This window comes from Synechococcus sp. WC101 (genome assembly GCF_047461555.1).
GTDB lineage: Bacteria > Cyanobacteriota > Cyanobacteriia > Thermostichales > Thermostichaceae > Thermostichus.
This window is the reverse complement of sequence record NZ_JANSHG010000082.1, coordinates 1-11,133: the sequence shown is the minus strand read 5'-3', so window position 1 is coordinate 11,133 and position 11,133 is coordinate 1. Positions and strand designations below refer to the sequence as shown.

Here is an 11,133-nt window from a genome sequence, read left to right as displayed (position 1 = left end):
CGCGCCGTGGCCGGTGGCCTTGCTGGCGCTTTACTACCTTACCCCCACCTCAACCCATATGTCAATACCACCCACCAGCCAACGCTTGGATAAGGAGCGTTATGGGTGGCTGCAGGTAGCCCGGGGCAATGCGACTCTGAACGGGCTGCCCTTGCGAGAAGGGGATGGCGTGGCTATTGCCGAGGAAAGTGAGCTCCGTCTTTTCAGTTGCGCGAGTTTTGGCTCTTGGGTTGAGGGTAAGTCCATACGAATTCGGGATCCCCTTTCAGGAGGAGAAGAGAATCCCGTTCTCTTGAGGGTCTTGCTGGGTGAATTGAGAGAGAACTTGTTGCCAAAGGTGGGCGAGCTGGGATCCTTTGCCCTTGGCATACAGCAGGCGGGATCCCTCTGCCTGGGGATGGGCTTCTAGGCACAGCCAGAGGTAGGTTGCTGGCCAGTAGGGCAGGTACTGAGGCCACTCGATGGCGGTGATCCCAGCTTGGCTCCAAAGTTCTTCCAGCCCCAGATCGTCCAGAGCTGAGGACTCGGCTCCGCCAGAGGCGGACTCTAGACGGTAGAGATCGCAATGAAAAAGAGGGATCCGTCCCGTGTGGTATTCCTGCGCCAGCACGAAGGTGGGGCTGTCGATGGGCTCCGGGATCCCCAGCCCTTGCCCCAGCCCCTGCACAAAGGTGGTTTTGCCGCTGCCCAGATTGCCCTCTAGAAGGATCACCAGGCCGGGAGGGGAGTCTGTCTTGCTCCTGCGCTGGGGGCTGTGTTGCGGGCCTCTGAGGAGGCGAACGGCGGCCTGAGCCACCAGGGCCGCCAGCGATTGGGTGGCAGCGGCAGAGGACAACACCAGAGGGGAAGCTTGTTGCCAAAGCTCTTCATCTCGTGCGCTCGCCATGGCTTACGGCTCCTTCGGGGGGTGCTCAGGGGCAGGGATCCCTGTCGAGAGAGCGGGTGAGGGCCTCACTGGGCTCAGGTGAGCAGAAGCACGTCTTTGAGCGGTCAGCATCAGGGCCAGGCCAGCTCCGATGAGCAGTAGGCTCATCCCCTGTGCCACCCGCAGGGGCCCCAGCATGAGGCTGTCGGCGCGCAGCCCCTCGATCCAGAAGCGTCCAAGACTATACCCCAGCAGGTAGAGGCCCAGGAGGCTACCGGGCGGAGGCTGGCGCCGATAGTTCAAAAAGAGCAGGATCCCGAAGAGGCCGAGGTTCCAGAGGGATTCGTACAAAAAAGTGGGATGCACGCGGGATCCGTCGGGGAGCTGCAGTTGGATCCACAGAGAACTAGCCGGAGACAAAGCCTTTCCATAGGCCTCGTTGTTGAAGAAGTTGCCCCAGCGACCGATGCTCTGGCCAAGGCTGAGGGAAGGAACGATGCAATCGGCCAGCAGCCAGAAGTTGAGCCGATGCCGGTGGGCAAACAGGTAAAGCGCTGCAGTGCCCCCGAGCAAAGCGCCATGGATGGCCATTCCCCCCTGCCAGAGGGCCAGGACTTTCCACCAAGGGCCATCTCGATATCGCTCCCACTCAAAAGCCACGTAGTAAAAACGGGCAAGGGGCAGGGATCCCACCACCAGCCACGGCAGCAGATCGGACATGGAATTGGGGGGAAGACCGCGCCGTGCCGCCAGGTGGCGAGCTAGAAACAGGCCCAAAACGGTTGCTAAGCCGATCAGCAGGCCATACCAGCGTAGGCTGAATGGCCCCCAGCTAAACACAATTGGACCGGGGGATCGCAACACCAGGGTCGTGAACACGGCAGTATTCCTAAACCGGTCTTTCTAGCTCACTCTACCTGTTCTGCGACCCTCACCCCCAGCCCCTCTCCCTCAGGGAGAGGGGAGCTTGGAACCGAGGCAAGGTACGAGCTGACTGCAATTGGAGGGAGATCAAGGGATCCGCTGGGGGCAACAAGGCGACAATGTTAGAATGCAGGCTTGATTTTCCACCGCGACTCCTGGGGGAGGGTGCTGGTTATGGCCCGCAAAGCTGCCGACGTGAACAACGGCGACGACTTGGACAAGTTGAAGTCGGAGAAACGCAAAGCTCTGGATCAGGTGTTGGGCCAGATCGAGCGCAATTTTGGCAAAGGGGCGATCATGCGCCTGGGAGATGCGGCCCAGATGCGGGTGGAGACCATACCCAGCGGCGCTATCACCCTCGACCTGGCCATGGGCGGTGGCTACCCCAAGGGGCGAATCATCGAAGTCTTCGGGCCGGAATCTTCTGGGAAAACCTCGGTTGCTCTGCACGCCATCGCTGAGGTGCAAAAACGAGGGGGAACGGCTGCTTTTGTGGATGCCGAGCACGCGCTGGATCCCGCCTACGCGGCGGCTTTGGGGGTAGATATCCAGAATCTGCTCATCTCCCAGCCGGACACGGGGGAGGCCGCCCTGGAGATTGTCGATCAACTGGTGCGCTCTGCTGCTGTGGACATTGTGGTGGTGGACTCGGTGGCAGCGTTGGTTCCCCGCGCCGAGATCGAGGGGGATATGGGAGACGCCCATGTGGGGTTACAGGCCCGCCTGATGAGCCAAGCGCTGCGCAAGATTGCCGGCAACGTCAGCAAAACCGGGTCAATTGTTCTGTTCCTCAACCAGTTGCGCTCCAAAATCGGCGGCATCGGCTACGGCCCCCAGGAAACCACCACTGGCGGCAATGCCCTCAAGTTCTATGCGTCGGTGCGGCTGGATATTCGCCGCGTGCAAACTCTGAAGAAAGGTGCTGAAGAATACGGGATCCGGGCGCGGGTCAAGGTGGTGAAAAACAAAGTTGCTCCCCCATTCCGGCGGGCAGAATTCGACATCATCTTCGGCCAGGGCATCTCCAACATCGGCTGCATTGTCGATCTGGCCGAGGAGATGGGCATTCTCAAACGACGCGGTTCCTGGTACAGCTACAAAGAGGAAAATGTGGCCCAAGGGAGAGACAATCTGGTCGTTTACCTGAAAGAAAAGCCGGAGATCCTGGCGGAGGTGGAAGCGGCTGTGCGGGAAAAACTTTCTGCAGGGGTAACGGTTTCTGCCAGCCGACCGGGGGGGATAGAGGAGGGAGAGCAGGAAGAGGTTGAGGCCTCCATCTTTGCAGATGAGGAGTTTTGAAACGAGGGCGGCTCTTCAAGCTGTGCCTCTCAACTGGGCTCGCTGCTGGCGCAAAGCTTCGTAGAGCAGCAATCCCCCGGTCATGGCCACGTTGAGGGACTCGACGCCAGCAGCCATCGGGATCCGCACCTGGGCATCGGCCAGTTGGATCGTCGATTCCTGCAGGCCAGCCCCTTCGTTGCCCAAGAGAAAAAGGGTTGGCCGAGTGAGGTCGTGATCCCAGTAACAGGTGGCCAGAGGGGCGAGGGTGGCGGCCAAAACTTGGATCCCTTGGCGACGACAGGACTGGATCCAGGCGGGCAAGTCAGAGAGAACCTGAGGCGGGCGGCGAAACCACTGGCCGGCGGAGGCCCGCAGGACTTTGGGGTTTTCCGGATCGACGCTGTCTGCGCTTAGCCAGAGGCCATCGGCTCCGGTGGCCGCCACGACGCGGATCAGGGATCCCAAATTACCTGGATCTTGCAGCGTTTCGACCACCAAGCCCAGGCGCAGCGCCTCTGGGGGAGGGGAGGCGATTTGCCGGCTAACGGCCACAGCTACAACCCCTTCCGGAGACTCGGTCGTAGAGAGGGCCGCCATCACTTCCAAGCTGACGGCCTGCCGCCGCAGATGCTTGGGCAGGCTGGCCAACAAGCGGGGGTGACGCTCAGCCCAGTCGAAGGTGTAGCAGACAGCTCGCAGAGGCCAGCCGACCCCCAGCGCCTCTTCGAGGAGGTGGGATCCCTCGACCAGGAAGGCGCCCTGTTCTCGCCGGCCTTTGCTGCGGTGCAACTGCCGCAACTGTCGGATCCAAGGGTTTTTGGGGCTGGTGAGCAGCTCAGAAGCCATGCGGAGGAAGAGGAGAGATGGGGCGGGGAAGGCTTAATCGCGGCGACGCAACCGTTGGATAAAAAATCCATCCCGATCCTGGCGATGAGGCCAGATGAGCAGGGGATCCCCTTCGGCAGCCCAGTGGGGATGCCGGTTCAGAAAAGACTGGATGACTGCCTCGTTTTCGGCAGGATGCAGGGTGCAGGTGGCGTACACCAACAGTCCGCCCGGCTTGAGCCACCGGGCTGCCACCTGCAGAAGCTGAGCTTGCAGATGGGCCAGCTCTTGAATCTGGGCGGGGGTTTGCCGCCAGCGGGCGTCGGCGTGGCGGTGCAGGGTGCCCAAGCCGGAGCAGGGGGCATCCAACAACACTCGGTCGGCGCTCTGCCACGGGGGCAGGGGTGCAGGAGGTTCGGCAGCGGCGTCCAGGGAGAGCAGGTCGATGGCCAGGGGACGGATCGAGCTCAAGCCCAAGCGCTGCACATTTTCCTCTAGGCGGCGCAGGCGGTGGGGATGGCGGTCCAGGGCCCAGATCTCGCCGCGATCCTGCATCTGCTCGGCCATATGCGTGGTCTTGCCGCCCGGAGCGGCGCAGCAGTCGATGACTCGCTCTCCCGGCTGGGGATCCAGATAGTGCACCACCTGCTGGGCGCTGGCATCCTGAACGCTCCACCAGCCTTGGGCAAAGCCGGGCAGGGCCGTGATGTCGCCGGCATGTTGTCCCAGGCGCAGGGCGCGCGGCACCTCAGGGATGGGTGAGGCAGGGATCCCCGCTTCTGCCAAGGCTTGGATGACTTTGTCCACATCCGCCCGCAGCGGGTTGACCCGCAGATCCAGGTGGGGCGGCTGGTTGAACCAGGCGCACAACTGCTCGGTCTCGGCTGGTCCCAGGCGCTCCCACCAGAGGCGCACCAGCCAATCGGGAAAGCTATGCCGGATCCCCAAGGCCTGAATCGGGTCAGTGGGCAGAGTGTCCTGCAAGGGCTTGAGGGGATCCTTTTCCGCCCCATCCAACGCTTGCCGCTGGTAGGCGCGCAAGATGCCGTTGACTACCCCCGTCAGGGATCCCAGGCCCACCTGGCGGGCCAGCTCCACGCTGGTGTGAATGGCGGCCCTGGGCGGGATGTGATCCAGAAAAGCCAGTTGGTAGAAGCCAAGGTAGAGAATCAGCCGCAAATCGAGCGGTTGCTGGTGGGCGGGGCGCCGGGCAAAGCAGTCGATCAGGGCATCAAGGGTGCGGCGACGGCGGGTAATCCCATACACCAACTCGCTGACCAGGTGGCAGTCGGCAGGGATCAGGCGGCTATGGGCCAACAAGTGTTCTAGCACCACGTCGGCATAGGCGTTGTGCCGCTCGATCTTCTGCAGAGCCAAGAGGGCCAGTTGACGCGCGTTCATGGCCGCTCCAAAAAAGATCAGGTTGCTTCCCGACACAAAAGGATAGCTTGGTAGCCCCGCACTTGAGTGCGCGCCGGAAAAGCCCGCTAGCCACTTTAGTCGCTTACCCATGATGGGGGTCGTTGATATAGTTTCATAGCTCAAACAACCTCTTCCTGACTTCTCCTACCAAGACCTTTTTCCTTCTCTTTGGCCAAAAAATGAGATGAACAACCGCTAGCCCCACACCATGGTTGTAGTGATTGTACCGTTGACTTTCCTCTCGCACTATCGCTTGCCCATGTCAGACTGCGGTTGTCATGCCGCTTGCCAACAATGATGAAGTACGGCTGTCAGCAGGTTCGAGTCAGGGACAGGGAGCTAGTCCCCCTATTAGAGTACTTGTGTCAACAGTCTAATAAGGTGTACAACTGTGCCCTGTACTATGCGAGACAAGTCTATTTCAAAACGAAGCGATGGGCAAGCTATGGTGAGCTTTGCGCTGAGATGGCGAGAACCCAAAACAAGCACTTCATCGGAATGTATGTTTCCGCCGCACAACAGACGTGTAAGTCTGTAGCTGGAGTGGGTCTATGCCAAGCCTGCCCAGCCCAAATCACTGGATCCGAGAAAAGCTCTAGCAATTGACCACGGAGTCAACAACTGGCTTACGTGCGTTAGCAACTTAGGGCACAGCTTCATCATTGATGGCCGCAAAGTCAAGTCCTTTAACCAGGGGCACAACAAGGAGCTGGCTAGGCTCAAGACTCACAAGCCGCAGGGGTTTTGGTTGCAAAAGCTTGACCGAATTACGGAAACCGGAGAATGCGGTCCACAAAGCTGCGGGCAAGGTCATTGACTTCTGTTTGCACCACTCAATTGGGAGAATCCTCTTCGGTTGGAACAAAGAACAAAAACAAGAATGCGGTTTTAACCAAAACTTTGTTTTCGTCCCAACAGGTCGGTTCAAGGAGCGTATTGCGCAATTATGTCAGCATTATGGCGTTGAGTTTATTGAGGTAGAGGAGGCATAAAGATCGCAGGCAAGCTTCCTAGATGGAGATGAGCTACCTAATTATGGTGAAAAACCCGACGGGTGGAGACCCTCTGGAAAGCGTGTCAAGCGGGGCCTGTACCAAACGGCAAAGGGGTGGTTGGTCAAGGCTGAGGCAAATGCTGCCGCCAATCTGCTTAAGAAAGTCAGCAGAACCTTGGGGCTTTGCGTGAAGGAACTGTCTAGAGGCGCTTTGACAACGCCGTTACGGGTTCTTTTGTGGGCTGCGTAAGAATCCCCTGGGTGGGAGTGTCAACAGTCGCTCCACCAGGTAAAACCAGTAGGGTTGCCTCCCCTGCTTGCCCCGGCCGACCCACTCATAGAAGCCATCTGCCGGGATCAGGAGGCGGCGGCGGCAAAAGGCCTGGCGGAAAGAGGGTTTTTCGGCCACCGTCTCGGCGCGGGCATTGATCCACCCAGCCTGGGGAGCTTGGCTCCACCTGGGGATCAAGCCCCAGCGGAAATGGACTGCCTGACGCTGCAGGGATCCCGCCACCACCGCCAGCACCGGCTGAGAAGGGGCGATGTTGTCGCGGGGCTGGAGCGCCCCAACTGCCCCCCTCTCGATTGGAAAATGCTGCTGCAGCCGTTCGGGGGCAACTGCCAGGCTAAACCGTCCGCACATCTGGGATCCCTCAGACCTTGGTGGAAATGCCCAGCAACTGCAGGATCCCCCGCAGCGGGATCTCCACCCACTCGGGGCGGTGGTTGAGCTCGTAGCCCAGCTCGTAGATGGCCTTCTCCAGCAGGTAGGCCTCGAGCAGCACTTCCAGCTCCTGCGGGCTGCGGGGCAGAAAAGCCCCTTGAGAAGCCACCTGCAGATATTCGGCCAAGAAGGCGGCGCAGACCCAGCGGTGCCAAAACTGGGCCCAGCGCATCATGTCAGGGCACTTGTCCCCGCAAACCAGCCCGCTTTCCAATTGCTGGCGCAAGCCGGTGTGGACGGCGTAGTGGAAAGAGCGCAGCATTCCCGCCACATCCCGCAGGAGGCAGCGTTTGAGGCGGCGCTCTCCTAGCGACCGGGCCGGCTCCCCTTCAAAGTCGATGATGACAAAGTCCTTGCCAGTAAACAGCACCTGGCCCAGGTGGTAATCCCCATGGCAGCGGGTGCGCAAAGCCGTGATCTTCCGCTCCAGGATGAGGCGGAAGCGGCTCATGATCCCCCCTTCTTGGTCGCGAACGGTGCGGGCCAACTTAGCCTCCAGTTCGGGCAGCTTGGGGATCTGCTTGTTGAGCAGCGGAAACACCTGCCCCACCAAATTGCGCATCGATTGATAGATGGAGCGCTGGTAGAGACTGGAGAAGGGCTCGGGGGCAAAGTCCTTGTTCTCGGTGTCGGCGGCCAAGGCAAGGTGCAGCTCGGCGGTGCGCTTGGCCAAGATCCGCACCGACTCCAGGTAGCTGCCGATGGTGGCGTAGGCCAGCTCCGGCAAGGGAAGGTGCGAGAGTTCCAGAAAGGATCCCCGCGGCACGGGCACCGCTTCCGCCTCTGCGTGATGAACCAGCACCGTCTCGAAAAACTGCCCCAGGCTGTCCAGCGTGTAGTGCCAGGCATCCCCCTCGTTGGGGATGTACTCCTGCAAGATGGCCAACGTGATGGGCTGATCGCCGGGATCAAAGCCCCGCGCCCCACGGCGGCGGCGATACTCCAGGGATCCCAACAGCCGCGGCACCCGCACCTGGGGATGGTGCTCCAGCAGATAGCGGCCGATCTCCAGCTCTGGATTTACCCCCTCGGCCACCTTGCGGTAGAACTTGAGGATGTACTGGCTGCCGTAGACCACCGAGGTGTTGCTCTGCTCCGCCTTGAGGATGCGGGGTTCCAGGCCGAGGTGGTACTCAAAAGGGGCAAAGGTGGTGGCCCACAGCTCCCCTGAGGAGTGGCGCAGACGGCCCTGCTGGGCGATGATCTGCAGCGGCAACGACAAAAAGCTTTTATCGGCCAGGGCGTCGAACAGCACGCCCGGCGGCTCCCCAGCCACTTGCACAGGGACAATCGCCGCCTGGGGCGCCTCTACGCGCAGGTGCATGGCCGCCTCCTGGATGGCATAGCCCACGGGTAAAGAGTAGAGTTCTGCCTCCCCCTCGGTAAACTCGACCTGCAAAAGCAAAATCTGGCCCCGAAAGGGGGGATCCCCTTCCCGGTTACAGGGAATGGCATCCAAGATCTGGGCCGACTGGATCTGGCGGGCTTTGGAGCCGAACCAACGGCAGCGGTAGAGGTAGTCGCCCAGCACCGCCCCCACCTGCTTTTGGCTTTCCCCCTGGAAGAGGCTTTCCCAACTGCCGTTTTGAACCAGCAGGGTGGGCAGGCGATCCAACTCTTCTGGCTTGCTGTGGCTGGGGTGGATCCGCTCCGTTTGTCGCTGCGGCTCGAGGGAAAACCAGTAGAAGGAGTGGGGGCCCAGGGTCAGGAAATAGGGCAGTTGGCCGATGGGAGGAAACGGCGTGCGCCCGAAGATCTCCACCGGGATCAGCCCCTCCCAGTGGGCCAAGTCCAGCTCCACAAACTGCGCGTAGCGGGAGAGGTTGGCCACCACCAGGATGCGCTCGTCGCCGTAGGCCCGCATAAAGGCCAGCACCTTGCGGTTTTCCGGGTGCAGCAGCTCAAAAGAGCCCCGGCCAAAGGCTTGGAAGCGCTTGCGCACCGCGATCATCCGTTTCATCGTCCACCACAGGGAATAGGGGTTGTTCCGCTGCGCTTCCACGTTGACGGTTTCGTAGTGGTACTCGGCGTCGATGACGATGGGCAGGTAGAGCTTCTGCGGGTTAGCCCGAGAGAAGCCGGCGTTGCGGTCGGCGCTCCACTGCATCGGCGTGCGCACGCTGTTGCGATCCCCTAAGTAGATGTTGTCCCCCATGCCGATCTCGTCGCCGTAGTAGATGACCGGCGTGCCGGGCAGAGAAAACAGCAGGCTGTTCATCAGCTCGATGCGGCGGCGGCTGTTGCCCAGCAGGGGCGCCAAGCGGCGGCGGATGCCCAGATTGACCCGCGCGTTGGGATCCTTGGCGTACACCTGGTACATGTAGTCGCGCTCCTCGTCAGTGACCATCTCCAGGGTGAGCTCGTCGTGGTTGCGCAGGAAGATGGCCCACTGGCAGGTTTCGGGAATGGGGGGAGTCTGCTGCAGGATGTCGATGATGGGGAAGCGATCCTCCATCTGGATGGCCATGAACAGCCGCGGCATCAGGGGGAAGTGAAAGTCCATGTGGCACTCGTCCCCGTCGCCGAAGTAGGCCACAGCATCTTCCGGCCACTGGTTGGCTTCTGCCAGCAGCATGCGGTTGGGATATCTTTCGTCAATGTATTTGCGTAGGGCCTTGAGGAAGGCGTGGGTTTCCGGCAGGTTCTCGCAGTTGGTTCCCTCCCGCTCGTATAGGTAGGGCACGGCGTCCAGCCGCAGGCCGTCCACCCCCATGCTCAACCAAAAGTCCACCACCTCGAAGATGGCCTTCTGCACGGCGGGGTTGTCGTAGTTGAGATCCGGCTGGTGGGAGTAGAAGCGATGCCAGTAGTAGGCCTTGGCCACCGGATCCCAGGCCCAGTTGGAGGTTTCAAAGTCTTGAAAGATGATGCGGGCCTCTTTGTACTTTTCCGGGGTGTCGCTCCAGACGTAGAAGTCCCGCTCAGGGGTGCCGGGGGCGGCGCGCCGAGCCCGCTGAAACCAGGGATGCTGATCGGAGGTGTGGTTGAGGATCAGCTCGATGATGACGCGGATCCCGCGTTGGTGGGCGGCATCTAGAAAGATTTTAAAGTCCTCTAGGGTGCCCAGCGCGGGGTTAACGTTGGTAAAATCAGAAACATCATAGCCATCATCCCGCAGCGGGGAAGGGAAAAAGGGCAGCAGCCAGATGGCCGTGATGCCCAGATCCTGCAAATAGTCCAGCTTTTCGGTCAAACCCTGGAAGTCGCCCACGCCATCGCCATCACTGTCGAAAAAGGCGCGCACCGGTAGCTCGTAGATGATCGCGTCTTTGTACCAGAGGGGGTTGTAGGTTAAGGGAGAGACGAGGCTGCGCAGAGGGGCTTGGCTCATCATATCGGCAACAGAGACAGGATTTGGACACCTTGGCAACCCTAACCGTTGAACAGGGATCCCCTCAATAGGCTGCAGCCTTTTCTGGGGTGCCAGGGATCCCGGTAGGCGATGCGGTTTTGGGTCTGACAGGGTGATTTTAACCCCTCACCGCCAGCCCCTCTCCCAGGGGGAGCCCTCACCCCCAGCCCCTCTCCCTGAGGGAGAGGGGAGGTAGGGAGGAAGGGTTTTGCAGCACTGGCACCAATTAGGCGATGCCGGTTCGCTTCTGGGCTTCCTTACGGGAGACGGCTACATGGCGCAGGCCGGCGCGGATCAGCTCCTGCTCGATCAAGGCGAAGAAGCGCTGCCGATCCCCGCTGCGCACCACGGCCAGATGGTGGGCTTCCGCCAGGGCGATGGGGTAGCCAAAGCCCTTTTGCACCTGGCTTAGCACTCCGGCCAGGGCCCGCTGCAGCAACTCGGCGTCTTGAGCCACCCAGGCGGGAAACTCTAGCCGGGCGATCTCCGGCAGGGATCCCTCCCCAGGGTTTGCGCCGACATTCAAGTAACAGCAGTGGATGTGGTGTTCCCCAAAAGTCTCCAAGACGCTGGCGCCACTGCGCCAGAGGGGGCTGCGCTCTCCCGGCTGCAGCAGGGATCCCCAAAAAACGCGATCTGCTAGGGGGGCAAAGGGCTGGCAGGGGGGAGTTTTCTCGCCGGCGCAGTAGCGATAGCAGTCGCAGCCCAGGTAGGGACACAACCCCAGGCGCAGATAGTTGAGGGTT

General features: G+C 60.9%; 9 protein-coding genes and 2 pseudogenes. 3 read left to right on the top strand and 8 right to left on the bottom strand.

What is annotated here, in order from left to right; genetic code table 11:
• Nucleotides 1-58 precede the first annotated feature (58 nt).
• Nucleotides 59-190, top strand: a pseudogene (locus NW809_RS07210) (hypothetical protein); the annotation flags it as partial.
• A gap of 75 nt (nt 191-265) precedes the next feature.
• On the opposite strand, the gene tsaE reads toward NW809_RS07210, so the two are convergent.
• Together tsaE and lgt are read right to left on the bottom strand one after the other, a co-directional pair.
• Complete coding sequence (tsaE, locus tag NW809_RS07205; RefSeq protein ID WP_414401816.1) at nt 266-886, bottom strand: tRNA (adenosine(37)-N6)-threonylcarbamoyltransferase complex ATPase subunit type 1 TsaE; 621 nt, start codon at nt 884-886, stop codon at nt 266-268.
• Between the two features lie 3 nt (nt 887-889).
• Nucleotides 890-1,744 (bottom strand): prolipoprotein diacylglyceryl transferase, encoded by an 855-nt coding sequence (lgt, locus tag NW809_RS07200; RefSeq protein WP_414401815.1) that lies wholly within the window; start codon nt 1,742-1,744, stop codon nt 890-892.
• 219 nt (nt 1,745-1,963) lie between these two features.
• Between lgt and recA the strand changes: the two genes are divergently transcribed.
• Nucleotides 1,964-3,088 (top strand): recombinase RecA, encoded by a 1,125-nt coding sequence (recA, locus tag NW809_RS07195; RefSeq protein WP_414401814.1) that lies wholly within the window; start codon nt 1,964-1,966, stop codon nt 3,086-3,088.
• A 15-nt stretch (nt 3,089-3,103) separates the two neighbouring features.
• Here the strand turns inward: recA and NW809_RS07190 are convergent, their stop codons facing one another.
• From NW809_RS07190 to NW809_RS07180, 3 genes and pseudogenes are all read right to left on the bottom strand, one after another.
• Entirely contained in the window at nt 3,104-3,916 is an 813-nt protein-coding gene (locus NW809_RS07190) for a TrmH family RNA methyltransferase (protein WP_011429966.1), read from the bottom strand.
• A 33-nt stretch (nt 3,917-3,949) separates the two neighbouring features.
• Complete coding sequence (locus NW809_RS07185; protein ID WP_414401813.1) at nt 3,950-5,296, bottom strand: 16S rRNA (cytosine(967)-C(5))-methyltransferase; 1,347 nt, start codon at nt 5,294-5,296, stop codon at nt 3,950-3,952.
• 136 nt (nt 5,297-5,432) lie between these two features.
• Nucleotides 5,433-5,564, bottom strand: a pseudogene (locus tag NW809_RS07180) (IS200/IS605 family transposase); the annotation flags it as partial.
• Nucleotides 5,565-5,855: 291 nt separating this feature from the next.
• Here NW809_RS07180 and NW809_RS07175 point away from each other — a divergent pair.
• Nucleotides 5,856-6,134 carry a transposase gene (locus tag NW809_RS07175; RefSeq protein WP_414401817.1) on the top strand — a complete coding sequence of 93 codons (279 nt, stop codon included), beginning with the start codon at nt 5,856-5,858 and terminating at the stop codon, nt 6,132-6,134.
• A 400-nt stretch (nt 6,135-6,534) separates the two neighbouring features.
• Here NW809_RS07175 and NW809_RS07170 read toward each other — a convergent pair whose 3' ends face one another.
• The 3 genes from NW809_RS07170 to NW809_RS07160 form a co-directional block, all read right to left on the bottom strand.
• The gene (locus tag NW809_RS07170) at nt 6,535-6,954 is read right to left on the bottom strand and encodes an SOS response-associated peptidase (protein ID WP_240527689.1); all 420 of its coding nucleotides are present in this window, start codon (nt 6,952-6,954) and stop codon (nt 6,535-6,537) included.
• 10 nt (nt 6,955-6,964) lie between these two features.
• A complete protein-coding gene (gene treS / locus NW809_RS07165; protein WP_414401812.1) occupies nt 6,965-10,366 on the bottom strand; it encodes a maltose alpha-D-glucosyltransferase in 3,402 nt (1,133 codons plus the stop codon).
• Between the two features lie 247 nt (nt 10,367-10,613).
• The coding region (locus tag NW809_RS07160; protein ID WP_414401811.1) for a DNA double-strand break repair nuclease NurA at nt 10,614-11,133 on the bottom strand (520 nt) is incomplete at its 5' end.

What these genes read in the sequence shown, in the direction of transcription:
- NW809_RS07190 (WP_011429966.1), bottom strand. Translation starts at nt 3,916, where the DNA reads ATGGCTTCTGAGCTGCTCACCAGCCCCAAAAACCCTTGGATCCGACAG.
- NW809_RS07170 (WP_240527689.1), bottom strand. Translation starts at nt 6,954, where the DNA reads ATGTGCGGACGGTTTAGCCTGGCAGTTGCCCCCGAACGGCTGCAGCAG.
- recA (WP_414401814.1), top strand. Translation starts at nt 1,964, where the DNA reads ATGGCCCGCAAAGCTGCCGACGTGAACAACGGCGACGACTTGGACAAG.
- NW809_RS07185 (WP_414401813.1), bottom strand. Translation starts at nt 5,296, where the DNA reads ATGAACGCGCGTCAACTGGCCCTCTTGGCTCTGCAGAAGATCGAGCGG.
- treS (WP_414401812.1), bottom strand. Translation starts at nt 10,366, where the DNA reads ATGAGCCAAGCCCCTCTGCGCAGCCTCGTCTCTCCCTTAACCTACAAC.
- tsaE (WP_414401816.1), bottom strand. Translation starts at nt 886, where the DNA reads ATGGCGAGCGCACGAGATGAAGAGCTTTGGCAACAAGCTTCCCCTCTG.